This is a genomic window from Kribbella sp. NPDC058245 (assembly GCF_042882005.1).
GTDB lineage: Bacteria > Actinomycetota > Actinomycetes > Propionibacteriales > Kribbellaceae > Kribbella.
In genome coordinates this window covers 73,884-98,703 of the sequence record NZ_JBHVWY010000003.1, presented here as the reverse complement: position 1 = coordinate 98,703, position 24,820 = coordinate 73,884, and the positions used below count along the sequence as shown (strand labels likewise).

21 protein-coding genes are annotated in these 24,820 nt (G+C 67.6%); 11 read left to right on the top strand and 10 right to left on the bottom strand.

Translation table 11 applies throughout. The annotated features are described in order from the left end of the window. Positions 1–103: 103 nt before the first annotated feature. From ACFVWG_RS06990 to ACFVWG_RS06970, 5 genes are read left to right on the top strand one after another with little or no spacing between them, the layout of a single operon-like run. Entirely contained in the window at positions 104–1,111 is a 1,008-nt protein-coding gene (locus ACFVWG_RS06990) for an ABC transporter ATP-binding protein (RefSeq protein ID WP_391542229.1), read from the top strand. Then, positions 1,108–2,106, top strand: a complete 999-nt coding sequence (locus ACFVWG_RS06985; RefSeq protein WP_391542228.1) for an ABC transporter ATP-binding protein — start codon at positions 1,108–1,110, stop codon at positions 2,104–2,106. Before ACFVWG_RS06990 ends, ACFVWG_RS06985 begins: the two co-directional genes overlap by 4 nt. After that, the gene (locus tag ACFVWG_RS06980) at positions 2,106–3,056 is read left to right on the top strand and encodes an ABC transporter permease (RefSeq protein WP_391542227.1); all 951 of its coding nucleotides are present in this window, start codon (positions 2,106–2,108) and stop codon (positions 3,054–3,056) included. The genes ACFVWG_RS06985 and ACFVWG_RS06980 overlap by 1 nt, the downstream gene beginning before the upstream one ends. A gap of 15 nt (positions 3,057–3,071) precedes the next feature. Further along, on the top strand, positions 3,072–3,989 hold the full coding sequence (gene opp4C, locus ACFVWG_RS06975) for an oligopeptide ABC transporter permease (RefSeq protein WP_391542226.1): 918 nt from the start codon (positions 3,072–3,074) through the stop codon (positions 3,987–3,989). A gap of 30 nt (positions 3,990–4,019) precedes the next feature. Then, positions 4,020–5,630: an ABC transporter substrate-binding protein gene (locus ACFVWG_RS06970; RefSeq protein WP_391542225.1), complete on the top strand. Its 1,611-nt coding sequence runs from the start codon at positions 4,020–4,022 to the stop codon at positions 5,628–5,630. Here the strand turns inward: ACFVWG_RS06970 and ACFVWG_RS06965 are convergent, their stop codons facing one another. Together ACFVWG_RS06965 and ACFVWG_RS06960 are read right to left on the bottom strand one after the other, a co-directional pair. Next, positions 5,631–7,292: a neutral zinc metallopeptidase gene (locus ACFVWG_RS06965; RefSeq protein WP_391542224.1), complete on the bottom strand. Its 1,662-nt coding sequence runs from the start codon at positions 7,290–7,292 to the stop codon at positions 5,631–5,633. 174 nt (positions 7,293–7,466) lie between these two features. After that, entirely contained in the window at positions 7,467–8,687 is a 1,221-nt protein-coding gene (locus ACFVWG_RS06960) for a neutral zinc metallopeptidase (RefSeq protein ID WP_391542223.1), read from the bottom strand. A 117-nt stretch (positions 8,688–8,804) separates the two neighbouring features. Between ACFVWG_RS06960 and ACFVWG_RS06955 the strand changes: the two genes are divergently transcribed. Then, a complete protein-coding gene (locus ACFVWG_RS06955) occupies positions 8,805–10,484 on the top strand; it encodes a DUF2207 family protein (protein WP_391542222.1) in 1,680 nt (559 codons plus the stop codon). 3 nt (positions 10,485–10,487) lie between these two features. Here the strand turns inward: ACFVWG_RS06955 and ACFVWG_RS06950 are convergent, their stop codons facing one another. The 4 genes from ACFVWG_RS06950 to ACFVWG_RS06935 form a co-directional block, all read right to left on the bottom strand. Beyond that, entirely contained in the window at positions 10,488–11,777 is a 1,290-nt protein-coding gene (locus ACFVWG_RS06950; RefSeq protein WP_391542221.1) for a peptidase C39 family protein, read from the bottom strand. Between the two features lie 77 nt (positions 11,778–11,854). Continuing rightward, a complete protein-coding gene (locus ACFVWG_RS06945) occupies positions 11,855–12,412 on the bottom strand; it encodes a GNAT family N-acetyltransferase (protein WP_391542220.1) in 558 nt (185 codons plus the stop codon). 39 nt (positions 12,413–12,451) lie between these two features. Then, a complete protein-coding gene (locus ACFVWG_RS06940) occupies positions 12,452–13,285 on the bottom strand; it encodes a lysozyme (protein WP_391542219.1) in 834 nt (277 codons plus the stop codon). 100 nt (positions 13,286–13,385) lie between these two features. Further along, complete coding sequence (locus ACFVWG_RS06935) at positions 13,386–14,606, bottom strand: neutral zinc metallopeptidase (protein WP_391542218.1); 1,221 nt, start codon at positions 14,604–14,606, stop codon at positions 13,386–13,388. 18 nt (positions 14,607–14,624) lie between these two features. Here ACFVWG_RS06935 and cysS point away from each other — a divergent pair, with 18 nt between their 5' ends. The 3 genes from cysS (at position 14,625) to ACFVWG_RS06920 (ending at position 17,537) form a co-directional block, all read left to right on the top strand. After that, positions 14,625–16,058, top strand: coding sequence for a cysteine--tRNA ligase (gene cysS / locus ACFVWG_RS06930; RefSeq protein WP_391542217.1), 1,434 nt, complete (start codon positions 14,625–14,627; stop codon positions 16,056–16,058). Position 16,059: 1 nt separating this feature from the next. Next, positions 16,060–17,019, top strand: a complete 960-nt coding sequence (gene rlmB / locus ACFVWG_RS06925) for a 23S rRNA (guanosine(2251)-2'-O)-methyltransferase RlmB (RefSeq protein ID WP_391542216.1) — start codon at positions 16,060–16,062, stop codon at positions 17,017–17,019. Positions 17,020–17,081: 62 nt separating this feature from the next. Beyond that, positions 17,082–17,537 (top strand): hypothetical protein, encoded by a 456-nt coding sequence (locus ACFVWG_RS06920; protein ID WP_391542215.1) that lies wholly within the window; start codon positions 17,082–17,084, stop codon positions 17,535–17,537. A 477-nt stretch (positions 17,538–18,014) separates the two neighbouring features. On the opposite strand, the gene ACFVWG_RS06915 is transcribed toward ACFVWG_RS06920, so the two are convergent. From ACFVWG_RS06915 to ACFVWG_RS06900, 4 genes are all read right to left on the bottom strand, one after another. Further along, complete coding sequence (locus tag ACFVWG_RS06915; protein ID WP_391542214.1) at positions 18,015–18,890, bottom strand: S1 family peptidase; 876 nt, start codon at positions 18,888–18,890, stop codon at positions 18,015–18,017. 143 nt (positions 18,891–19,033) lie between these two features. Beyond that, on the bottom strand, positions 19,034–19,915 hold the full coding sequence (locus tag ACFVWG_RS06910; protein ID WP_391542213.1) for a S1 family peptidase: 882 nt from the start codon (positions 19,913–19,915) through the stop codon (positions 19,034–19,036). A gap of 89 nt (positions 19,916–20,004) precedes the next feature. Further along, a complete protein-coding gene (locus ACFVWG_RS06905; protein ID WP_391542212.1) occupies positions 20,005–21,642 on the bottom strand; it encodes an alkaline phosphatase D family protein in 1,638 nt (545 codons plus the stop codon). A 17-nt stretch (positions 21,643–21,659) separates the two neighbouring features. Then, positions 21,660–22,244, bottom strand: a complete 585-nt coding sequence (locus ACFVWG_RS06900) for a TetR/AcrR family transcriptional regulator (protein WP_391542211.1) — start codon at positions 22,242–22,244, stop codon at positions 21,660–21,662. Positions 22,245–22,329: 85 nt separating this feature from the next. Between ACFVWG_RS06900 and ACFVWG_RS06895 the strand changes: the two genes are divergently transcribed. Further along, positions 22,330–23,529, top strand: coding sequence for an acyl-CoA dehydrogenase family protein (locus ACFVWG_RS06895; protein WP_391542210.1), 1,200 nt, complete (start codon positions 22,330–22,332; stop codon positions 23,527–23,529). Positions 23,530–23,643: 114 nt separating this feature from the next. Beyond that, positions 23,644–24,411: an SDR family NAD(P)-dependent oxidoreductase gene (locus ACFVWG_RS06890; protein WP_391542209.1), complete on the top strand. Its 768-nt coding sequence runs from the start codon at positions 23,644–23,646 to the stop codon at positions 24,409–24,411. Positions 24,412–24,820 lie beyond the last annotated feature (409 nt).

Genomic DNA, 24,820 nt, shown 5'->3' with positions numbered 1-24,820 from the left:
CGTATGCAAGTTCCCTGCAACCTCTTCGAGAAAATATGACTGAATAGGCGCGCTGGGGACCATTTGGGCTACCGCGATCTCCCATCTGCCCCGGAGGATCCGCTTGTCGACGACCCCGGCACTGCTCCAGGTCCGCAACCTCAAGACCGAGTTCGGTACCGACCAAGGCGCGGTCACGGCCGTCGACGAGGTCAGCTTCGGCCTGGCGGCCGGGGAGACGCTCTGCCTGGTCGGTGAGTCGGGCAGCGGCAAGTCCGTCACCGCGCTGTCGATCATGGGGCTGCTGGCCGACAACGGCCGGATCACCGCCGGCTCGGTCCGGTTCGAGGACCAGGACCTCGCGACGTTGCCGGAGCGGCAGCTGCGCGGGATCCGCGGCAACTCGATCGCGATGATCTTCCAGGAGCCGATGACCTCGCTGAACCCGGTGCTGACCATCGGCGACCAGCTCTCCGAGACGATGATCCTGCACCTCGGGCTGAGCAAGGCGCAGGCGCGGGAGCGGGTGATCGAGCTGCTCACGAAGGTCGGTGTCCCGCGGGCGGCGGAGATCGTCGACGACTACCCGCACCGGTTGTCCGGCGGGATGCGGCAACGCGCGATGATCGCGATGGCGCTGAGCTGTGCGCCGAAGCTGATCATCGCCGACGAACCCACCACCGCCCTGGATGTGACGATCCAGGCCCAGATCCTCAAGCTGATCAGGGATCTGAGTGCAGAGACCGGTACGGCGATGCTCCTGATCACGCATGATCTCGGCGTGGTCGCCGAGATGGCGGACCGGGTCGCGGTGATGTACGCCGGTCAGGTGGTCGAACAGGCCGATGTCTTCACGCTCTTCGACGAGCCGAAGCATCCGTACACGATCGCGTTGATGCGATCGGTCCCGCACATCACCGCCCCACCCGGCGACCGGCTGACCTCGATCACCGGTTCGGTACCGAGCCTGCTGCAGATGCCGACCGGCTGCCGGTTCCACGAACGCTGCCCGCAGGCGATGGACCGCTGCCGCGACGACCGTCCCGAACTCCTCCAGATCGCCGACGGACCGGGTGATCACACAGTCCGCTGCTGGCTGTACGACGTACCGGCTGAGCAGGCGTCGGCATGACGCGCGTCCCGTTGCTTCAGGTGCGGAACCTGAAGAAGTACTACCCGATTCGCAAAGGCGTGATCGCCCGGACGGTCGGACAAGTGCGCGCCGTGGACGATGTCAGCTTCGACGTGTACTCGGGCGAGACGCTCGGCATCGTCGGCGAATCCGGCTGTGGGAAGTCGACCACCGGCCGCGCGATCCTCCGGCTCGAGACGCCGACGGCAGGCTCCGTGATCTTCGAGGGCGCGGACATCGCCACCCTCTCCGCCGGCACCATGCGACGGCTCCGCACCGATCTCCAGATGGTCTTCCAGGACCCGTACTCGTCGCTCAACCCGCAGATCCGGATCGGCGATCTCCTGGCCGAGCCGTTGATCGCGCATCACCGGATGAAGCGAGCAGGCGCCCACGCCAAAGCGGCCGAGATCATCCAGGTGGTCGGTCTGCCGCGGCTGTACCTGAACCGCTACCCGCACGAGCTGTCCGGCGGCCAGCGGCAGCGGGTCGGAATCGCTCGGGCCCTGATGCTCGAACCGAAGCTGATCGTCTGCGACGAGCCGGTCTCGGCGCTGGACGTCTCGATCCAAGCTCAGGTCCTGAACCTGCTCAAGGATCTGCAGGGCGAGTTCGGGCTGACCTATGTCTTCATCTCGCACGGCCTGGGCGCGATCAAGTACATCAGCGACCGGATCGTGGTGATGTACCTCGGCAAGGTCATGGAGGTCGGTACGACGCAGGAGATCTTCGCCGGACCGCGGCACCCGTACACGGAGATCCTGCTCGACGCCTATCCCGAGGCGAATCCCCATCTGCGGGACCGGCCGCGGATCATCGTCGAGGGTGACGTCCCCAGCCCGGCGAAGCCGCCCGCCGGTTGTGTCTTCCACACCCGATGCCCTTCCGCACAAGCGATCTGCCGGAGCGAGATTCCGCGACTGAGCAACGAAGCGCATCCGGTGGCGTGCCATTTCCCCTTGTCTGTAAGCAAAACAGCGGAGGTGGTGGGCTGATGGGCGCCTACCTGATCCGGCGGCTCCTGATCGGGATCCCGGTCCTGATCGGTGTCACGCTGATCAACTTCCTGATCATCAACCTGGCACCGGGCAGCCCGGCTGATCTCTACCTCACTCCGACCTCGACATCGGCGGACGTGGCCCGGGTCCAGGCCGAGCTGGGCCTCGACCAGCCGATCTTCGTCCAGTACTTCCACTGGCTGGTTCGCCTGTTCCACGGTGATCTCGGCGTCTCCTTCCAGAACAGGGCGCCGGTCACCGACCTCCTCGGCGAGCGGCTCGGACCGACCCTCCTGCTGATGGGTACGTCGCTTGTCGTCGCCTACCTGATCGCGATCCCGATCGGGATCCTGGCGGCCCGGAAGAAGAACAGTCCGACCGACTACAGCGTGGTCGGCGCCGCCTTCCTCGGTATCTCGGTGCCGCACTTCTTCCTCGGGCTGGTGCTGATCTTCGTCTTCGCGCTGCAGCTCGGCTGGCTGCCGACCGGGAACATGATCACGCTGGGCCGTGGTGGCGGGTTCGCCGATCGGGTCAACCACCTGATCCTGCCGGTCGCCGTACTGGCCACGGCGACGGCGGCGAACATGACCCGCTATGTCCGCTCGAGCATGATCGACGCCTTCGGGCAGGACTACATCCGGACCGCGAAGGCCAAGGGGCTGGGCCGGTCGGTGATCACCAACAAGCACGCGCTGCGGAACGCGCTGATCCCGGTCGTGACGGTGATCGGCGTTGATCTCTCCGCCCTGATCGGCGGTGCGATCGTGACCGAGCAGATCTTCCAATGGCCCGGGATCGGGCTGCTGACGATCCAGTCGATCGGGGCCCGCGACTACTCGGTCCTGATGGGGATCAACCTGATCGCCGCGATCGCGGTCTTCGGCGCCAACCTGCTCACCGACATCGCCTACGCCGTGGTGGATCCGCGGGTCACCTATGCCTGAGCTCCGGGAGATGCCATGACAGTGACGCTGAGGCCCGGTACGCCGGAGTCCGTCGTACCGGATAGTGCTGCGGCCGCGTTGGGCCGGGAGCGATCGTCGGCAGGCTTGGTCGTACGGCGTTTCCTGCGGCACCGGATGGCGGTCGCCGGGCTGGTGCTCGTGGCGCTGATGGTGCTGACGGCGGCAATCGCGCCGTTGCTGGCACCTCACGATCCCAACCAGATCTTCGGATCCTTCGAGGCAGCACCGTCGGCGGATCACCTGCTGGGCACGGACGCGGTCGGTCGTGATGTCCTGAGCCGGCTGATCTACGGCGCCCGGGTCTCCATGAGCGTTGGCGTCGGTGCGGTCGCCGTCTACGTGCTGATCGGGGTTCTGCTCGGCCTGCTCGCCGGGTACTACGGTCGCTGGGTGGACGCGGTGATCATGCGGGTCACCGACATCTTCATGTCCTTCCCGTACTTCATGGTGATCCTGATCCTGGTCAGCATCCTCGGCCCGAGCCTGCTCACCATCATCGCCGTGATCGGCTTGCTGGCCTGGCCGATGATCGCGCGGCTGGTCCGGGGCAGCGTGCTGTCGATCAAGCGGACCGACTACGTCCAGGCCGGGGTGACGCTCGGCTACGGCACACCGCGGATCCTGTTCCGGCACATCCTGCCGAACGCGTTGTCGCCGATCATCGTGAACGCGACCTTCGGGGTGGCGCAGGCGATCATCCTCGAGTCCGGGCTGAGCTTCCTCGGGATGGGCGTCCGGCCGCCGGCGGCGAGCTGGGGCAACATGCTCAGCGACGCCCAGTCGATCACCGTGCTCTCCAGCCAGCCTTGGATCTGGATCCCACCCGGCCTGATGATCCTGCTCGCCGTGCTGTCGATCAACTTCGTCGGCGACGGACTCCGCGATTCGCTCGAGTCCCGCTCGTACAAGTAACCCTCCCGCCGGACAGATAGGGAACCCACCGTGAGAGCACCGAAGATCCTGATCGCATCTCTGACCACCGCCGCCTTGCTGATCGCTGCGGGTTGTTCCGGCGGCTCGGGGACCAGCGGGGCCGGCGACACGCTCTACATCGGCACCGTGAATCCACCGGCCAGCATGAATCCGATCAACCAGGCCGATATCGGCGGCCAGTGGGCGGTCCGGTTCGCGATGGACACGCTGGTCGATCAGCCCGAGCCGCTGAAGTTCGTGCCCAAGCTCGCCGACTCGATCACCACCACGGACAACAAGACGTTCACGGTCAAGCTGCACCCGGGCGCCAAGTGGAGCGACGGCCAGCCGATCACCGCGAAGGACGTCGTCTTCACGCTGAACCTGATCGCCAACCGGGACTCGCTGACCAGCCTCGGCAGCAACGTCTCCGCGCTGCAGGGCGTCGACGCGACCGGGAAGCTGCCCAAGGGGCAGACGAAGATTCCGGGGCTGTCGGCAACCAATGACACCACGGTGGTCTTCGCCACCAAGTCGCCGGTGGATCCCAACTACATCAAGGAACTGATCGGGACCAAGGTCGTCATCGTTCCCGAGCACGTGCTGGGGAAGATCGAGCCCGCGAAGGTGGACGACAGCAAGTTCGCCCAGCTCCCCGATGTCACCAGTGGGCCTTACAAATTCTCGAAGTACACCGCCAACGCCAGCATCGAGTACGTCGCCAATCCCGGCTACTACCTGGGCGCACCCAAGATCAACAGCGTGATCATGAAGATCATGCCGGCCGCCAATCTCGCCGGCGAGCTGCAGTCCGGGGCGATCCTGATGAACTCCGGCGGCGGGATCGGGAACATCCCGTTCCAGGACCTGAAGACGGTTCAAGGGATTCAGAGCGTGAACACCAAGGTGAACCCGAACATCGGCTTCCAGACGATCCAGTTCAACGTGAAGAAGTTCCCCGACCCGCGGATGCGCCAGGGCCTGGCGCACGCGATCAACCGGCAGCAGATCGTCGACGAACTGCTGCGTGGCAACGGTGAAGTGGTCGACGGGCCGTACACGAGCCAGAGTCCCTACCTGAACAAGGATCTGAAGAACCTGACCTACGATCCCGCGCTGGCCAAGAAGCTGCTGACCGAGGCGGGCTGGAACTTCGCGACCAAGATCAACTTCGTGGTGCCGACCGGCAACGAGATCCGGGAACGCTCGGCCGACATCATGCTGCAGAACTTCAAGGCGATCGGACTCAACGTCGTACAGACGAACTACGACTTCCCGACCACGCTGGCGAAGGCGCGCGCGAAGGATCACGACATGGTGCTGATGGGCCTGAACTTCAACGTCGACCCGGACGTGTCGTCGATGTACGGGTCGGACGGATCCTTCAACTTGACCGGCTACAACTCCCCGCAGAGCGACAAGTTGCTGGCCGCCGGCAAGGCCGAACCGGCGTTCGCCGCTCGCCAGAAGATCTACAACCAGCTGCAGAAACTCTGGCAGGACGACCTACCGGTCCTGACCCTGTACTCCGATCACTCGGTGGCGGCAACCAACAAGTCGATCGCAGTGGGCGGCGTGGCGCCGTTCTGGGGCGGAACGGTCGCCAACATCGGTCAATGGGCCTTCGAAGGCACGAACTGATCAGGCCACGCGGGCTTGGCCGGCTTTGAAGGTGTTGCAGCTGCCGGGGCGCTTGGTGTTGAAGCCGGCGATATTCCACTGGTAGTTGCTGGCCTTGTTGCCGTGGTCGTGGACGCGGGGGCGGGCGAAGTCGTCGCCGCTGTTGGAGATCAGGGAACGGTAGGCCTGCAACAGCGGCCCGGTGATCGGGATGAAGCCCGAGTTGATGCCCAGGTACGCCGCGCCCAGGCAGCTGGCCTGGAGTTCGCGGCGACGGCTCTCCTCGAGCTTCTGGCCGGCGTTCATGTTCTGGGCGCGCTCCAGGGAGGCGGCCAGGATGCCGGTCCGCTTCTGGACGTGGTGCCCGTACTCGTGGGCGAACGTGCTCAGCATCAGCGCGCGGGCGTAGAGCGGGTTCGACCGGTAGGCGCGGGCGTCGACGGCGAACGGCATGTAGATGGTCTCGTTCGCACCGCAGTACGCCGCACGGACGCTGCGCTGGACGCCACAGGGGGAGGCGACCTTGCCGTTGTAGACGGCGACCTTGGGGCCGCGGTACTTGACCTTGACCTTCTTCATCGCCGGGACCCAGGTGGCGTTCACGCAGGCCAGTAGCCGGTTGTAGTAGTTCGTCGCCAGCGCGAAGCTGGTCGGCACGAACGGGGGTTCCGGACACTTCGACGGTGCGAGCAGACCGACGGCGTACAGGTTGCTGTTGGTCACCACCTTGTCGGCGGCCGCGGTGTCGGGACCGGTCGGGGTCGCTGACGGCTGCGGGTCCTCCGACGGGGTCTCGGCCGGCTGTGACGGGTTGGTCGACGGGGTCTCGGCGACCGGCGGGTTGGCGGGCGGTGGGGCCGCTTCGTCGTCGCTGAGGTTGCCGATCAGCAGGGTGATACCGGTACCGACCACGACGACCGCGAGCACGACCAGACCGATCAGCAACGCGCGTGGTGTCTTGCGCGGCTTGCGACGGCGGCCGGCGCCCGGGGGCTGCGGGATCGGAATCGGCGGGTACTGCCAGGTCGGCGGCTGCTGCACCGGCTGACCCATCGGCCCGACCGGACCGCCACCGGCGGCGTGGCGAGGCCCACTCGACTGCTGAGCCTGCGGCTCAGGCGGGCTCCACAGGTAGGAGCCTCCGGACTGCTGAGGCGGCGGACCGCCTTGTGCGGGACCGGACTGGACCGGACGCCCATGGCCGGGCGGCTGCTGCGGTGCGCGGGCCTGGGGTGCGGACTGCTGCGGGGGAGCCGAGTACGGCGGTTGCTGCCGACCAGGTCCCGCGGGACCTGACTGGGGAGGACGGGCCGGGCCGGGTGCAGGCTGCGGCGAGTTGGGGCGGCTCGGCTGTCTGGCAGCGGGCTGGCTCGGCCGACCAGCCTGGCCAGGGCCGGGCTGGTTAGGACCCGTCTGGTTCGGCGCGGGTTGGGTCGGGCGGTTCGGCGGGGGCGGGGTGGAGCGGCCGGGGGTCGTCTCGTCGGGGCGGCGGGCGGTCCAGCCGTCGCCGAACCAGTTGTTCGCCGGGCGCGGCTCCTCGGACCCCGACGGGTCCTGGAACTCACGTTTCGCCTCGCTCCCGGTCCACCACTTGGGCGACGACGCGTCACCGCGCTCCGGGGGAGCGGCGTTCTCGCCGTCCGCCGGTTCGTCCCCCCGTGGTGGGTTCCCGCTGTCCGACATCGAAACTCCTCACGACCTTGCTGGGTGTAGCCGTCGACAAACTGCTTCCGGCGCTTCTCGGGGTGCCGAAGCCGCGCACGGTCCATCGTCCCCCCGGACAGCCGCCGTACGCCCCCGGGACATACTCTGCGTGATCCTGGGGTCTGGCGCCAGCCACCACGGCCGGTCGGTGAGTTACTGCACTTTCTTCGGCGACGCGACGTAGGTGTTGCACGAAGCCGGGTTGCGCGTGTTGTAGCCGCGCAGCGCCCAGTACTTGTGGTTCACCGCGTCACCGTGGTCGTTCTGCTTGTCGGTGACGTTCCCGATCAGCCAGCGCCACTGGACGGCCGACTGGCCGGAGATCGGGTAGCTGTTCCGGTTGGCGGAGATGAAGATGTCGCTGAAGCACGACGCCTGCAGCTCGATCCGGCGGCTGACCTCCAGCTCCTTCGCGGTCGACGGAGCGTCGTACCGGAGTTGGTGCGCGGCGTCGAAGATGCCGGTCAGCTCCTGCACGTGGTGACCGTACTCATGGGCGAACTGGTGCAGCATCCACATCCGGGCCAGCACCTTCGACGACTGGTTCGGGTACTGGTTGTAGCCACCGACGTCCTCGGTCAGGTTCATGTAGATCGTCTCGGTGGAACCGCAGTAGAACGGCGGCCCGCTGTCGTACCAAGTGCCGCAGGGGGTGTTGATGGTGCCGCTGAAGGTGCGCACACTCGGCGGCCGGAACTTCGCGCCGGACTTGGTGACCAGCGACGGCCAGGCCCGGTTCAGGCAGTTCCACAGGTTCCGGTAGTTCGTCGTGGCACCGGCGGCCGTGGCCAGCCGGGCCGAGGACTCCTTGCAATTGACCGACCGCATCGCCCCGGACTTGTAGAGGCGGTTCCGCGCGACGATGTCGAGGTCCGTCACGACCACCGGCTTCTTGGTCGGCCGGGTCGAGCGAGGCGCCGTCGGCTTCGGGACCGGCTTCGTGGTCGTGGGTCGCTGGGTGGCTGACGGCCGCGTCGAGGGCTGGGCCGACGGTGTGTAGCCCGTCGGCGAGTACGACGGGCTGTAGCTGGTCGTGTACGTCGGCTCGGGCTGGCTGGTGTACGGCCCGTCACTGCTGCCGTTGTGCTTCAGGAAGGTCGAGACGCCGACCAGTCCGACCACACCGGCGACAATCACGCCCACCACGGTCAGGGCGAACTTAGCGCCGCCACCCTTCTTCTGCGGCGGCCGCGGGCCACCACCCGCGCCCCAGCCGAACTGCTGCCCAGGAGGAGCGCCGTACTGAGGAGCGCCGTACTGGGGAGCGCCGTACTGAGGCTGCTGCGGCCAGGGCTGTCCGGGTGGCAGGTACTGACCCTGTGGCGGCTGCTGGGGGTACTGGCCCGGCGGTGGGCCCCACTGATTGCCTGACACCCGCCAGACGGTAGCGGAGCCGTGGGGTCGTTGCCACCGGCACGAACACGGCCGGAGGCCCCCGTCACGGTATGGTGCCCGGGTCCACTGACCCTCTCTCTACGGTGTGATTGGTCGATGCGTCTACGTCTCCTCGGGACTTCCCTGTGTGCTCTCGGTCTTGCCGCCCTGACCGGCGTACCGGCGGGCGCAGCAACCACCCATACCTCGGCCGATCCGGTCGTGACCAGTTACGCGGCCCAGGTCCGGGTCGAGGAGGACGGGCTGCTCCGGGTCTCGGAGACCTGGAAGCTGACCAACGTCACCGGCACCTTCAGCCGGTTCCTGCTCACCCGGCAGCACCTGGCCGACAACATCGATCACGTGCAGCAGGTCGAGGACGTCAAGGTCAAGACCGGCGGCACGGACCGGAAGATCGAGCAGAAGCAGGACGGTGACGTCACCTCGATCGCCGTCGGTGACCTCAGCGGCGACACCCAGCTCGACGTCACCTACACGGTCAAGGGTGCGGTCGCCAAGACGCTGAACGGCACCGAGATGCAGTTCTCCCCGCTGAGCGGGATCAACCTGACGATCCAGTCGGTGCACGTCGAGTACAGCGTGCCCGAGACCAGTCACATCTCGTGTTTCGTCGGCTCGATCGACAGCAACACCCCGTGCACGCTGGCCCAGACCGGTGAGGTGTCGGGCCCGACGTTCGAGCAGGCCAGTCTGCCGCCGGGCAACACGGTCCGGATGACGATCGGCTTCCCCGAGGGCAAGATCGCGGCCAACTCGATCGTCGAGTACCGCCGGACGTTCTCGCGGGCCTTCTCCACTGACACCGCACAGCTGCTGACCGCGGTCGGTCTGCTCGTGCTGGGCGCGCTGGCGCTGCTGCTCCTCTACCGCGTCCGCGGCCGCGACGAGGTCGACCCGCGACGCGTCGTACCGGCTTCGCTGTTCAGCCTTGGACAGGATGCGCGCATCGACTTCACGCCGCCGTCAGACCTGCGACCTGGTGAGGTCGGCACGCTGATCGACGAGCGGATCGACCCGGTGGACGTGACCGCGTCCATCATCGACCTGGCTGTCCGCGGCCACATCACGATCGTCGAGCTCGAGCACCGCAGTGAATACGCGCGTCCCGACTGGGAGCTGCGCCGGGTGTCGAACGCTCCGTCCGAGGAGCTCCAGCGCTACGAGAACGTGCTGATCCGCGCCATCTTCGGTGACTCCGACTCGGTGCTGGTTTCCGAGCTGGGCCGCCAGGTCCGGGCCAACCTGGCTCAGGTGCAAGACGCCCTGTACGACGGAGTGGTCAAGCGCGGGTGGTTCAACGAGCGCCCGGACCGGACCCGCTCGCTGTGGACGACCGTTGGGATCGGGACCACCGTTGCCGGCCTCGTGCTGACTCTTTTGCTCGCACTGCTCACCAGCTGGGGCCTCGTCGGCCTCGCGGTGATCGCAGTGGGCGTCGGACTGCTGTTCATCGGTCGGCACATGCCGGCCAAGGCTCCGGCGGCCGGTCGGGTCCTCGGCCAGATCGCTGCGATCCGCGGTGAGCTGGCGGAGATGGACGTCAGCGAGCTGCCGGTCGACCAGCACGCCGAGCTCTGCGCACGGGCTCTCCCGTACGCAGTGGTGCTCGGTGGCTCGGAGCGCTGGATCGATGCACTGGTCGCGACCGACGACGACGCCGATGAGGACGAAGGCTTCAGCTGGTACCGCGGTCCGCGAGGCTGGCACCTGCAGAACCTGCCCGACTCGCTGCGGAACCTCACCACCAACCTCACCGGCGCACTGTTCGCTCGGTAGGTATCACCAGTTGGCTTGCGGCTCATGCGGTGGGAGCGGCGTACCGGCGGGATGGATGACGTAGACCAGTCCGCCGGAGTGCGGCACCCAGGCGTTCTCGAAGGCGGCCCGGTCGTACGTCGTACGGACGGCGTCGTTGCTCTTGATCAGGTGCGACGCCGGGTCGTTGACGACCACATCGCCGTTCGGGGCGAAGCCGACGATCACCATCAGGTGGCCGTTGGTTCCGTAGCCCGCCCCGGGAAGGTCGCCCTTCTTGAACGACAGTGAGGCCACCAGTGGGATACCGGCCTTGATGAACTGCTCCGCCTCGGTCAGGGATCGCAGCCGGGTGACGAACGCGTCGACGCCGCGACTACCGGCGTACGCGGTATTGAACGGCCAGTTGCCAGCGCCGTCGTACGCGTAGTCGAAGACATGTCGGGCCGAGTGGTCGACCTGCGGGTCAGCGTCGGTCGGATCGACCCAGCTGGTCTCCGCAGCCGTCGGACCGGCGCCGTAGTAGTCCAGCACCATCGCGGTCGAGGTCGCCGAGCACCAGGCCTCACCACCGTTGTCCCACTGCGGGTAGTGGCCGATGTGCGTCTCCTGCGAGTACGTCGGCACATCCAGTACGACGCCCTCCGCGCCGCCAAGGGGGCTGACGGCAACTTTCGCGTCGGCGGGCAGCCGGGAGGAGACCGCGCCGACCGAGCGGACCAGCGGCGCCTGGGTCGAACCGCTCAAGCGGTACAGCGTCACCTTGAGCTGCCAGCGGTCCATCCAGCGGTCCTTGGCCGCGACGAAGGTGTCAACGGCTACGCGGCCGTCGGCATCGCCCTGGCTCGGTACGGAGGTCCGGTGGATGTCACCGGCGCCGGTGTCGTCACCACCGGTCCAGCGGCCGAGTACGTACCACTTGGTGGTCGCACCGAGGTTCGTCTTGGCCGCCATCGACACTTCGACCCAGGTCCCGGGCGGAGTGGTCGCGTTCCAGGAGGCGATCAGCTCGGTCACCCCGAAGCCGGTGCTGACCGGCGGTGAGACCCAGCTGGCCTGGTCGTAGTTCCTGGCGGTCCCGTCGCCGAACGGATCGACGTACGCCGTACTGCCGGTCGCCTGGCCGAAGGTCAGCGAACCGTCGGTGACAGTGGTGCCGGAGTGCGCACCGGCGAGGAAGTCGGCGTCCGACGTCCACGTGTGGAAGGCGATCTGTCGCGGTGGGGCTACCTTCACGGCCTCGCTCGGCAGCACTGCCGAGGTCAGCACGACCACACCGGCGAACAGGGCGGTGAGGGTACGGGGGGCGGTCATCTTCCGACCGTAGACCCGGCCTCTACGGTTGTCGCGGTGAACGCGTGCCGCGAAGGCGGGTGTAATCGGTTATTTACTTACGAGCGTTTGATCCACTCGTCGCGGAGCATCGCGAAGACGGCCTCGTCGGTCCACTGACCCTTGAGGAACTCGTTCCGGACGAAGTGCGCCTCCTGGCGCATCCCGAGCCGCTGCAGCAGCTTCGCCGAGCTGGTGTTCGCGGCGTCCAGCCGGCCGATGATCCGGTGCATCTCGAGCTCCTCGAACCCGAGCCGCAGCAGTTCGACCGACGCCTCCCCGGCGTACCCGTGACCGTGCGACTCAGGGTGGAAGACGAAGCCGAGCTCGCCGCCCTGGTGGTCGAAGTTCTCGACGAACAACGTCACCTCACCGAGGTGCTGCCCGGTCTCCCGCAGGATGACGGCGACGGTCAGCGCCTGGTCCGGACCGTCCATCGGTACGTCGGCCATCCGGCCGGCCAGGGACTCCTGGACCTGCTCCGGTGTCTTCGGGTCGTACAGCAGGAAGCGGGTGACTTCCGGGTTGGACTGGAGCTTCAGCAGGTCGTCGTAGTCGGTGGCAACGTAGCGGCGCAGGGTGAGACGGTCAGTCTCGATTGGCAACGTGTAGGTCACCAATCGAGACTATGAGACCGTGCAACCCGTTTAGGGCGCCTAGCCGTTCGCGAGCGCTGTCAGGCGGGACATGTCGCCGTTGAAGCGGTCCTGGTCGATCGGCGACGAGCTGTACTGCCAGATGGTGTAGAACGGCCAGCCGCCAGGCAGTGTGCCGGGCGCGGACGCGTACCGGGCCACCCAGAGCGGACTGGTCGAGTTGAAGGCAGTGCTGTTGCCGGTGCACTGGCTCCACCAGTCGAGGTTGCTGTAGATGACCGGGTCGCGGCCGGTACGGCTCTTGTAGGTGTTCACGAAGTCCCGGATCCAGCTCACCATGGCGGACGCGCTCAGTCCGTAACAGGTGGCGCCGTACGGGTTGTACTCGATGTCGAGGGCGCCGGGGAGCGTCTTGCCGTCGCGGGACCAGCCGCCGCCGTGGGCCAGGAAGTAGGTGGCCTGGTTGGCGCCGCTGGAGTCGTTGGGAGTGGCGAAGTGGTACGCGCCACGGATCATGCCGATGTTGTAGGAACCGTTGTACTGCTGGGCGAAGTACGGGTTCGTGTAGTAGTTGCCTTCGGTCGCCTTCACGTAGGCGAACCGCTTGCCGGCGGTCCACTGGGCCGACCAGTTGACGTTGCCCTGGTGTCCGGACACGTCGATGCCTTCGACCGAGGCGGCGGGCGCCATCTCGGTCGGTGCGGCGCTGGTGGTCGTGTTCTGCAACCAGCCGGCGTAGGCGTCGCCGGCACGGTCGATGCCGTGCTGCCGGGCCTGCGGGGTGGGCTGGTGTGCGGCGGTGCTGCCGGGCGTACCGGCGGTGGCTTGGGCGGAGCCGATCGAGGCCAGGAGCAGGCCAAGAGTGACGGCGGCACCCGTGAGAACTGACTTCACGGTGAACCTCCACAGAGCGAGGGGCGGACAGAGCGCTCGGCAGAGGTTTACCCGGGTATCGGAAGAATCAACCTTTTCGGATCAGAGTTACCGTGAGTATTTACCGGACGAGCCGCGGGCTGGCCGTGAACGTGTTGCAGAAGGCCGGGTTGCGGGTGTTGTACCCGCGGTCGGCCCAGTACGGCTGGATGGCCTTGCTGCCGTGGTCGCGGATCGTGTCGTACTCGTCGCCGGAGTTGTGGTTGAGGTAGTCGATCTCCTTGCGGACGCCCTTGCTGATCATCGTCTTGCGGTTCGCGCCCAGGAAGACGTGGCCGAAGCAGGTCGCCTGGATCTCCATCCGCCGGTTCTGCTCGAGCGCCTTGTCGCCGCTCTTCTGGTATTTGAGCCGGTAGTTGGCGTCCAGGATGCCGGTGATGTCCTGCAGATGGTGCCCGTACTCGTGGGCCGGGGTGTCCATCATCTTGGCCCGCACCCAGTTCCGCCCCTCGGCGAAGTTGGTGTACTTCTTCCAGGCGTCGACATCGGACTTCGCGTCCATGTAGATCGTGTTGTTGGAGCTGCAGTAGTACGAGCGCAGGGTCCGGCTGCCGCAGGGGCTGTAGCCCGTGCCCCAGTAGGTCGTCATCTTGACGCCCTCCCACTGGACGCCGGACTTACGGATCTGCGCCGGCCACGCCTTGTTCAGGCAGGCGATGACGGCCGCGTAGTACTTGCGGGCGTTCGCCTCGCTGGTCGGGACGAAGTTGGGCGCACGGCAGTTCACCGACTTCTGGACGCCGGTCTTGTACAGCTTGTTCCGCGCGGTCAGGTCGAGGTCCGACGGAGGCGGCGGCGTGGTCTTGGTCGGCCGCGGCTGGGTCGGCCGCGCCACGGTCGGCTGCGTCACCGTCGGCCGGGTGCTGCTCGGGTAGTACGACGGGTCCTCGCTCGGCGAGTACGACGACGTGTACGTCGGCGACGGGCTGGAGTAGTTGTTGCGCTCCTGCTTGGCATGCAGTGCGAACAGGTAGAGCGAGACCACGCCCGCGAACAGCAGCACGGCCGGTACGACGATGAACGGTGCCTTGCTCCGTTTCTTCCTCGGCGGCGGATAGCCGTTCCCTCCGAAGCCGAAGCCAGGTCCTCCCGGCGGTGGGCCCATGGGTGGGCCGTACTGCGGCGGGCCGGGCGGAGGTCCCCAGTACTGCTGCTGCGGCGGTGGGCCGTACTGCGGGGGCGGGCCGGGCGGTGGGCCGTACTGCTGCGGGGGTGGGCCGTACTGGTTCGACAAGGGTCCTCCTGGGGGTGCTCCGGACATCTTGTCAAGGAGAAGTGCCATTTCCCGTACTCTTGACCGGTGACACTTCGCTTGTACGACACCGCGACGGCAACAGTGAGGGATTTCGTACCGGTCCATCCGGGCAAGGTCGGGATCTACCACTGTGGGCTGACGGTGCAGGGTGCCCCGCACGTCGGGCACATCTACAAGGAGGTCGTCTTCGACGTCCTGCGGCGCTGGTTCGAGCGCTCGGGCTACGAGGTCACGGTCATCGCGAACGTGACCGACATCGACGACAAGATCCTGGCCAAGTCGGCCGAACGGGGCGTCCAGTGGTGGGCGCACGCGTACGAGTTCGAGCGCGAGCTGCACTGGGCGTACGACGTACTGGGCTGCCGCCCGCCGACGTACGAGCCGCGCGCCACCGGGCATGTCCCGGAGATGCTGGAGATGATCGACCAGCTGATCGAGGCCGGGCACGCGTACGTCGCTCCGGACGGATCGGGTGACGTCTACTTCGACGTGAAGTCATGGCCGGCGTACGGGGCGCTCTCGCACCAGAAGATCGCCGACATGGAGGCCGCCGAGGACGCGGACCCGCGCGGCAAGCGCGACCCGCGCGACTTCGCGCTCTGGAAGGGCTACACCGAGGGCACGCCGCGGACGGCCTCCTGGCCGACCCCGTGGGGCCGCGGCCGCCCGGGCTGGCACCTGGAGTGCTCGGCGATGGCCGGCAAGTACCTCGGCGACGAGTTCGACATCCACGGCGGCGGGCTGGACCTGCGGTTCCCGCACCACGAGAACGAGCTGGCCCAGGCGACCGCGGTCGGCCAGAAGTTCGCCCGGACCTGGATGCACAACGCGCTCGTCACCACGGCCGGCGAGAAGATGTCGAAGTCGATGGGCAACAGCGCCGTCGTCCGGAACGTCGTCGAGCGGGTCCGCCCGATCGAGTTGCGCTACTACCTCGTCCAGTCGCACTACCGCTCGGTGGTGGAGTTCTCGTTCGAGGCGCTCGACGAGGCCGCGAAGAGCTTCCAGCGCGTCGACGGGTTCGTCACCCGCGCGACCGAGGTGACCGGCGGGGTCGCACCTGCGGTCGACCTGCCGTCGGATTTCGTGACGGCGATGGACGACGACTTGGGTACGCCGGCCGCGGTCGCCGTACTGCACAACACTGTCCGCGACGGGAACAAGCTGGTCGCCGACGGCGACTCGGCCGCGTTGCGGGAGTCGCTGGCGGCGGTTCGGGGCATGCTCGGCGTGCTCGGGCTGGACCCGCTGGCGGAGCCGTGGGCGTCCCGCGCCGCGGCCGGCGACGAGCTCACCGAGGTCGTCGACGGGCTGGTACAGGCGCTGCTGGAGCAGCGTCAGGCCGCCCGTGCACGCAAGGACTACGCCGCGTCGGACGCGATCCGCGACCGGCTGAAGGCGCTCGGCGTTGTCGTCGAGGACACACCCCAGGGGTCGCGCTGGACGCTCGCGGCGCCGACCACGATCGAAGGAAACTGACGTGCCAGGCAGTAGCCAGCGCAAGGGCGCCATCCGGAAGAAGCGCGGAAACCCGACAGCCGGGTCCGGCGGACGTATCCGCCAGGGCCTGGAGGGCCGCGGTCCGACGCCGAAGGCGGTCGACCGCACCAAGCACCCAGCCCACAAGCGGGCCAAGGCCAAGGAGCGCGCCGAGGAGCGCGACACCCGCCGCCGTCCGGCCCGCAAGGACCTCGACTCGATCGTCGAGTGGGTCTACGGGCGCAATCCGGTCGTGGAGGCGCTGCGCGCCGGCGTACCGGCTGCTGCCCTGCACATCGCCGAAGGCACCGAGCGCGACGCCCGCCTGCGCGAGGCCCTCCTGATCGCCACCCAGCACGGCATGTCGGTCCTCGAGGTCCCGCGCCCCGAGCTCGACCGCGTCACCGCCGGCGGCGCCCACCAGGGTGTCGCGCTGCAGATCCCGCCGTACGAGTACGCCCATCCCGACGACCTGCTGGACCGGGCCTACAACGCCCACGAGGTCCCCCTGATCGTCGCTCTCGACGGCGTCACCGACCCCCGCAACCTCGGTGCCATCACCCGTTCCGCCGCCGCCTTCGGCGCCCACGGCGTCCTGGTCCCCGAGCGTCGCTCCGCCTCCGTCTCGGCCTCCGCCTGGAAAACCTCCGCCGGCGCCGCCGCACGCATCCCGGTAGCCCGGGCCACCAACCTCAACCGGGCCCTCAAGTCCTACAAGGACGCCGGCCTCCTGGTCATCGGCCTCGACATGGGCGGCGAGGTCGAACTCCCCGCCCTCGAAGCCGCCACCGAACCCCTGGTCCTCGTCGTCGGCTCCGAAGGCAAAGGCCTGGCCCGCCTGGTCCGCGAGAACTGCGACCTCATCGTCTCCATCCCCATGACGTCGGCCACCGAATCCCTCAACGCCGGCATCGCCACCGGCGTAGCCCTTTACGAAATCTCCCGCCGCCGCCAAGCCTGACCCTATGCCCACAAAAACGGGCATATGCCCGAAATAACGGGCAATCGGAGATGGAGACGCCAATGAGCCTGCTGCGGTTCATTGGCGAACTGGCGACTGAGGAGTATCGGCTCGATCCGGCTGATTCGCTGCAGGAGACTCGTGACAACACCTGGCTGCTCGAGAGCCCGGAGGAGGAGCGGGCGGAGCTGGCCGTGGCGGAGGTTGTTGCGGCGTACGAGACGTGTGTTGCTGCCTTGCGGGTGAGGTTCGCGGAGGCTGGGCAGGCGACGCCTGCGGTCTTCTACGTCTGGCATGACGAGCAAGCGGGACAGCTGCGCTCCTCGATCACCTCGTTGCCACCGGACAGATTGTTGTTCGGGGCAACGGTTCGGCACGTGCCGCTCGAACAGGTGGTGGACGACTTCCTGAACGCCGCCAGCTTCATCGCCTGGTCGGAACTCGAACTCGCGGATGCGCCGGTCGAGGACGATGAGCGCGAGTACTTCGTCGACGTCTGGCACACCTTCGTGGCGTGAGCGCCGTGCCTTTGCACATGATGGCTCCTAGTCATCACATCGCGGGCGCCTTCGTCGACTGTGCGAAGACTGTCGCTGGCAACCGATTGCCGACGACACGGTCCGCACAGTCGATGACACACTCCGCCCACTCAGCGGCGTACAGGCACTGCGTGGCTTGCTTTGTGCACCTACCAACCATTCCCGCCGCGGAAATTTGGTTGGTGGTGTTCAGCGCGGCCCAGCTGGCCTGTTGAGTTGGAGGGTTGCCCCACTGACATTTCACTGGGGCAACCCCCCAACTGGGGGGATAACCACCGAAATGGGGGGCGCCGAGGAAGGCGGGTAGGTGGACCGGAGACAAGAAGTGGTGGCCAGAGACCTGTGGCACGGGGTCTCCGCCCACCAGTTCCTGTCTCCTGCCACCACTGATGGCGCGAGCTGGCGGTCAGGTGAGTGGTCACCTGACCGCCAGTTCTCACTTCTTCCCGCGGTTACTCAGTAGACGTGGACGCTGTAGCGGGAGAGGACTTCGGTGACGGGCTGGAAGTAGGTGGTGCCGCCGGAGGAGCAGTTGCCGGAGCCGCCGGAGGTGAGGCCGAGGGCTACGGTGCCGGCGAAGAGGGCGCCGCCGGAGTCGCCGCCTTCGGCGCAGACGTTGGTGCGGATGAGTCCGGTGACGGTGCCTTCGGCGTAGTTGACGGTGGCGTTGGTGGCGTTGACGGTGCCGGAGTGGACGCCCGTGGTGGAGCCGGAGCGCTTGACGGCCTGGCCGACGGAGGCGTTACCGGCGGAGGTGATGTCCTGGCTGGAACCGTTGTAGAGGTCCACGGTGCCGGGGTGGTTGGTGTACGACGTGCTGTACTTGACGATCGCGTAGTCGTTACCCGGGAAGCTCGAACCGTAGGTGGTGCCGAGCAGCGTGGTCTTGGCGGAGTTCGCGTACCAGCTGGACGCGATGTTGCCGCAGTGGCCGGCGGTGACGAAGTAGTAGGCGCCGGCGTTGTCCTGCACGTTGAAACCGAGCGAGCAGCGGTACTGCCCGCCGTAGATGGCGTCCCCACCGGCGATGTACTTGGTGAGCTTGCCGGGGATCTTCTCGAGCGTGACCGCGGAACCGAACCGGTCGGTGACCTTGGTCAGCGCGGACAGCTTCGACGCGGTCACGGTGTCGTCGTACGACACGATGATCCGGCCGTCGGGGTTGGTCTGCCAGGCGGTACCCGGGATCCGGGCCTCGGAGTTCAGTGTCGAGGTGATCGCGGCCGGGGACGGCAGGGCGGGTGCGGCCGAGGCCTGCCCGGTGGCGAGCAGTCCGGCGGCGGCGAGCCCGGCGGCTGCCAGGATGGCGGTGGTACGGCGGGAAACATTCACGGTTTCAGCCTCCTCACGATGAGGACGCGCTCGGGGCGGGTGCGTCCTTGACTTCAACCGTGAGCACTCCTACCCGCGTCAACCGCTGAGTATTCAGCTAGATCCGGAGCGTGAGGGATAACCCGCACGCTCCGGCGGAAAAGTCAGTACACGACAACCCCGTACGCCGCGAGGGCCTCGGTCACCGGCTGGAAGTACGTCACGCCACCCGGTGTCTTACAGTCACCGGTCCCACCCGACGTCAGCCCGTAGGCGCTGCGCCCGCTGAACAGCGGACCACCCGAGTCACCCGGCTCGGCGCACACGCTGGTCCGGATCAGCCCGGTGATCTGGCCGTCGCCGTAGTTCACCGTCGCGTTCAGCCCGCGCACCGTCCCGCTGTGCAGCCCGCTGGTCACCCCGGCCCGGTACACGTAGGTCCCGAACGCCGGCGTGGTCGCCCGCGTGATGTCCTGCGACTTCCCGTTGTACAGGTACACGCTGCCGCCGGGCTTCTTGATGCCCACCGGGTAGTTGATCAGCGCGAAGTCGTTCCCCGGGTAGCTGGAGCTCTGGCGGGTACCGATCTTCACCTGGTGGTCCGCGTCGGCGTACCAGGTCGAGGCGATGTTGCCGCAGTGTCCCGCGGTCAGGAACGAGTACCGCCCGTTGCGGTACACGTTGAAGCCGAGCGAGCACCTGTACTCACCGCCGTAGATCCCCTCACCGCCGGTGGAGTACTTCTGCAGCTTGCCGGGCAGCTTCTCGAGTACGACGCCATCCCCGAGACGGCGCGTCTTCGCGGTGAGGTCGGTCAGCTTGGAGCCGGTCACCGTCGAGTCGTAGGACACCAGAACGGTGCCGTCGGGCTGGGTCTGCCAGGCGGTGCCCGGCGTGGTCACGTCGCTCGCGAGCGCGGACGTGATGGCGGCTGCGGACAGTCGCGGCGGCTTGACCGGTTCGGCCTGGGCGGCCGGTACGGCGGTGACGGCGAGCGCAGCTGCGACAAGGGCAGCGGCGCTGCGGCGGATGGTCGAAGATCTCATGCCGATCAACCTCCCATGACAAGGGGCCCACCGGGCGCGAATGGCAACTTATGGCCTTACCTAATACCTTCCCCGCCCCACCACCCCGGTCAGGCGCTGGACTGAGGGTAACTCAGCGTGCGGGCCAGTCGCTGTTGGTCACCATCCAGTACGGCGTGGTCCACGTCGACCGCCCAGCTGTCTCCGGACAGCCGTACCGTCATCGCACCGTTCCCGAACCATGGCCCGTGCGCGAGCCGCCAGTCCGCCGCCACATCCCGTACGCCGGCCGACCGCGCCAGCCGGTGCAGTAGCCACGTCATCCACCCAGTGTCGAGCAGGTAGTTCGCCCACCGCACGTGCCGGGGCACCGGGTTCCGGAACGGCGACATCGTCAGCTGGCGGATCGCCGTACCGGGGTGTTCCACCTCCCGCAGCGAAGCCTCAGCGACGTAGCTGCAGTGCACATCACCCGACAGCATCAGGATCGACGCCGGTGGGTCCTCACCACTCACCAGTGCGCCGAGCAGCTCGGTCACATCATCAAACGACTTCCGGAACGACGCCCAGTGCTCCAGGTCCATCCCCTGCCGGATCCGCTCGCCAACACGAGCCCCGCGCGGTCCCCACGCTCCCGACGAGATCGCCTCGTCCCAGCCCTCCAAGTGATGCAGCCCTGGCGCCAGCAGGAACGGCAGCGTCGATGCCAGCAGTACATGGCGAATCGGTCGCCCAGCGTCCAGCACAACGCGACGCACCCACGACCACTCGTGCGCATCGACCATGGCGCGCTCAGTCGGCTCCAGGTGTCGTGAACACCGCGAGTCGACCGCAACCAGCCGTACGCCGCGCGCCGCCGTACCGAAGTCGCGGTAGAAGCTCCAGCGTGCCGTCACTGAATCCTCGTCCGCAGCCCACGCAAAGCTCTCCAGGTACGCCGTCCGCTCCGCATCATCAGGCAGCGTCAGCATCGCCTTGTACGTCGAGTCTTCGGCGAGCTGCTCCGGCGACAGGTTCCCCAGGTGCTGATAGACCCAGTACGACGCGTAGGCGCCCACCACGCGGTCCCGCCACCACGGCTGCGCGGTCACCCAGCGACGCCAGGTCAGTGACGTGTTCCAGTCGTCGCGCAGGTCGTGGTCGTCGAGCAGCATGCACAGCGGCACGGTCGAGAACAGCCACCGCACAGCGGGGTTCAGCCAGGCGTCGTCGTACAGCCAGGTGTACTCCTCGAAGTTCCCGATCTCGTCGGCCACCTCAGAGCCCTGCCGCCCGCCATGCGCGTCCCGCAGCCGCTCCAGTACGGCGTCAGACGGGTCGTCGGCGTACACCTGGTCCCCGAGCAGCAGCAGCGCATCGGGCAACTCCTCCAAGCCGTTGGCCAGCGCCACCAACGCATCCGGCCCGAACTGCTTGAACCCCTCGGCTGTGAACGGCGCCGACCGCCGGCACGACCCGAACGTCATCCGGAACGTCCCGTCCGCCCGCGGCGTCCGGATCACGCTCGGCCCGAACGACGAGTCAGCGAGCGGCCAAACCACCGCACCGTCCAGCCGCACGTCGTACGGGGTCACGCTGTCCGGCTCCAGCCCGTCAATCAGCACCAGCGCGTAGTGATGCCCGTGCACCGACCAGGTCTGCGCCGTATGACCCAGCACCTCGACCGAGCACGGCGAGGAGGTCTCCACCCAGACGGTCGCCCGCGTCTCGTCGACGTACCGCAGCAACGGGCCCAGCCTGAGTTCCACCCAGAAAACCTACCGACTCAGTCCAACCGCAGCGAATGCAGTACGAAGGACGCCAGCTCCCGGTAGGCCTCGGCGTCGTTCAGGCCGGTACGGCGGGCGATGTCACCGCGCTGGATGGCCTGCATCGTGTGCGCGATCATCTCGGCGGCGAACGCGATGTCGACCTGCCGGAAGGTCTTGCTGTTGATGCCGTCCTCGATCAGCGTCCGGACCCGGTCGGCGGCGATCCGGGTGTTCCGCTCGTAGACCGAGCGGGCCGGGGCGAAGGTCGCGACGTCGTCCAGGAAGGTCCGGCTGGCCGGCCGCAGCGCGTCGGCGACCGCGTTCAGGTACGCCGCGATCCGGCGGTCGTGCCGGGTCTGCCGGGCGACCGCGGACTCGACCTGCGCGGTGGCGTTCTTGAAGTAGTGCTTCACCACCTCGACGGCGAGCTGTTCCTTGCTCGGCGCGAGCGCGTACAGGGTCGTCTTGCTGCAGCGCAGCTCGGCGGCCAGGTCGTCCAGGGTGAACCGGCTGAAGCCCTGGTCGAGGAAGAGGGACAGGAGGCGGTCGAGCAGTTCGCTCTGCCTGCGCGTGCGGCGCCCCGGCACGACTGTCGTCATAACGAGATAGCATAGAACGATACTGAAGTATGGCCGTCAGTATCATTGCTGGTATCATTTCGGCAGACCCGGGGAGGGGTGCCTGATGAGCGTCGATCGCCCGTTGCCGACCGAGGAATCCACTGATCTGCTCGCCCTGGTCCGTGACCTGTGCGAGCACGAGCTCGCGCCGTTCGCCGCCAAGGCCGAGGAGACCGAGTCGTTCCCGCGGGACGCGTTCCGCACGATCGGCAAGGCGGGCCTGCTCGGCCTGCCCTACCCGGAGCAGTACGGCGGTGCTGCGCAGCCGTACGAGGTGTATCTCCAGATGCTCGAGGAGATCGCGGCCGCCTGGATGTCGGTCGGCGTCGGGATGTCCGTCCACACCATGGCCAGCTACGCCCTGGCGACCTTCGGAACCGAGGAGCAGCGGGCCCGCCTGCTGCCCGACGTGGTCGACGGCGACCTGCTCGGCGCCTACGCGCTCTCCGAGCCGCAAGCCGGTTCCGACATCAGCGGGATGACCACCAAGGCGGTCCGCGACGGCGACTCCTACGTGCTCACCGGGACCAAGTCCTGGATCACCCACGGCTCGCACGCCGACTTCTACACGACCTTCGCCCGTACGTCGCCCGACCCGAAGCGCGGCATCTCCGCCTTCCACGTGCCGGCGCCTGCCGAGGGCCTGAGCTTCGGCGCGCCCGAGCGGAAGATGGGCCTGACCGGTTCGACCACGACGCTGGTGAACTTCGACCAGGTCCGGATCCCCGCCGAGAATCTGATCGGCGCCGAGGGCGACGGGATGCGCATCGCTCTGTCCGCGCTCGACTCCGGCCGCCTCGGCATCGCCGCCTGTGCGATCGGGCTGGCTCAGGCCGCGCTCGACGTAGCAGCGTCGTACGCGAAGCAGCGGGAGCAGTTCGGCCACGCGATCGCGGACTTCCAGGGCATCCAGTTCCTGCTCGCCGACATGGCGGCCGCGGTCGAGTCCGGCCGATCGACGTACCTGCAGGCCGCCCGTCGCCGCGACCTCGGCCGTCCCTTCACCCAGCAGGCCGCGATCGCCAAGCTCATCTGCACCGACGCCGCCATGAAGGTCACCACGGACGCCGTCCAGGTCCTCGGCGGCTACGGTTACACGCGGGAGTTCCCGGCCGAGCGCTACATGCGCGAGGCCAAGGTGACCCAGATCTTCGAAGGAACCAACCAGATCCAGCGACTGGTGATCAGCCGCGATTTGCTAGGTGGTGTGGATCGCCGATTGCTTGGCGCTGGCGGCGCCCAGGCGGGCACATCGCTGCGTTAGAGGAGATGCCACGATGAACACCGCATCGAGGCACCTCCTCTGCCTTGCGCTGCACCCACCTGGACACCACCAGCACTCAAGCACCCGACGATCCACACCACCAAGGAGCGCTTCATGAAGTTCAGCCCGTCCGATGTCGCACTCGTCACCGGTGGCGGTTCCGGGCTCGGAGAAGCGACGGTACGGCGCTTGGCCGCGGATGGTCTCGGGGTCGTCATCGTCGACCTCCCGTCGTCCGCCGGCAAGGCGGTCGCGGACGAGCTCGGCGACCGGGTCGTCTTCGCCCCGGCCGACGTCACCGACGAAGCCGCCGTCACCGCAGCCCTCGACGCGGCGGCATCGCTCGGCGACCTGCGCGTGGTCGTCACCTGCGCCGGCATCGCCACCCCCGGCCGCGTCGTCGGCCGCAAAGGACCGTTGCCGCTAGCAACCTTCCGTCAGGTGATCGAGGTCAACCTGATCGGCAGCTTCAACGTCATGCGCCTGGCCGCCGAGCGAATGATCGCCCTCGACGCCGCCGACGCCGGCGACCGCGGCGTCATCGTGATGACCGCCTCGATCGCCGCGTACGACGGCCAGGTCGGCCAAGCGGCGTACGCAGCCAGCAAGGGCGGCATCGTCGGCCTCACCCTCTCCGCCGCGAGAGACCTTGCCGACAAGGGAATCCGCGTGATGACGATCGCCCCCGGCACCATGGAGACCCCCATGCTCGCGGGCCTCCCGGAGGAGACCCGCACCGTCCTCGAGGCCCAGGTCCCGCACCCCTCCCGCCTGGGCCGCCCCTCCGAATACGCCGCCCTGGTCGCCCACATCCTCGACAACCAACTCCTCAACGGCGAGGTCATCCGCCTCGACGGCGCCCTCCGCATGCCCCCGCGCTAACACTTCGCCCATTTGCCTGGCTAGCCAGGCAAATCGGGGGTTAAGCACCGTTAATACGGGTGCATAACCCCCAACCCCAGTGCCCAGCCAGCCAAATGGGGGCGGGGGGGTGATCGGGCTGTACAGACCGACTGTTGGTAGGCGGCGGAGCGGGCGTGCTGCAGGGTGACGCAGGCGCCGAAGAGGGCTGCTGGTAAGCGTATTAACAGTCGGTGTGTACGCAAACCGGCGGATCCATCACAGGCGCCGGAGCGGCCGCAGCCCCGGCAACGCCGGGTCACCACATTGAGCGCGAGAACCCCAAAAAGTGGCGCTTGTGACGTAGGTGTGGGTGGTTCGCGCGTTGTCGGACCGGCGGGTTGCCGTCCGATCGCAGGGTCTCAGGCGATGCGATCGGCGAGTGGGGGGT

What these genes read in the sequence shown, in the direction of transcription:
- ACFVWG_RS06955 (WP_391542222.1), top strand. Translation starts at nt 8,805, where the DNA reads ATGCGTCTACGTCTCCTCGGGACTTCCCTGTGTGCTCTCGGTCTTGCC.
- ACFVWG_RS06910 (WP_391542213.1), bottom strand. Translation starts at nt 19,915, where the DNA reads ATGAGATCTTCGACCATCCGCCGCAGCGCCGCTGCCCTTGTCGCAGCT.
- ACFVWG_RS06900 (WP_391542211.1), bottom strand. Translation starts at nt 22,244, where the DNA reads ATGACGACAGTCGTGCCGGGGCGCCGCACGCGCAGGCAGAGCGAACTG.
- ACFVWG_RS06950 (WP_391542221.1), bottom strand. Translation starts at nt 11,777, where the DNA reads ATGACCGCCCCCCGTACCCTCACCGCCCTGTTCGCCGGTGTGGTCGTG.
- ACFVWG_RS06890 (WP_391542209.1), top strand. Translation starts at nt 23,644, where the DNA reads ATGAAGTTCAGCCCGTCCGATGTCGCACTCGTCACCGGTGGCGGTTCC.
- ACFVWG_RS06920 (WP_391542215.1), top strand. Translation starts at nt 17,082, where the DNA reads ATGAGCCTGCTGCGGTTCATTGGCGAACTGGCGACTGAGGAGTATCGG.
- ACFVWG_RS06985 (WP_391542228.1), top strand. Translation starts at nt 1,108, where the DNA reads ATGACGCGCGTCCCGTTGCTTCAGGTGCGGAACCTGAAGAAGTACTAC.
- ACFVWG_RS06895 (WP_391542210.1), top strand. Translation starts at nt 22,330, where the DNA reads ATGAGCGTCGATCGCCCGTTGCCGACCGAGGAATCCACTGATCTGCTC.
- ACFVWG_RS06935 (WP_391542218.1), bottom strand. Translation starts at nt 14,606, where the DNA reads ATGGCACTTCTCCTTGACAAGATGTCCGGAGCACCCCCAGGAGGACCC.
- ACFVWG_RS06980 (WP_391542227.1), top strand. Translation starts at nt 2,106, where the DNA reads ATGGGCGCCTACCTGATCCGGCGGCTCCTGATCGGGATCCCGGTCCTG.
- ACFVWG_RS06965 (WP_391542224.1), bottom strand. Translation starts at nt 7,292, where the DNA reads ATGTCGGACAGCGGGAACCCACCACGGGGGGACGAACCGGCGGACGGC.
- opp4C (WP_391542226.1), top strand. Translation starts at nt 3,072, where the DNA reads ATGACAGTGACGCTGAGGCCCGGTACGCCGGAGTCCGTCGTACCGGAT.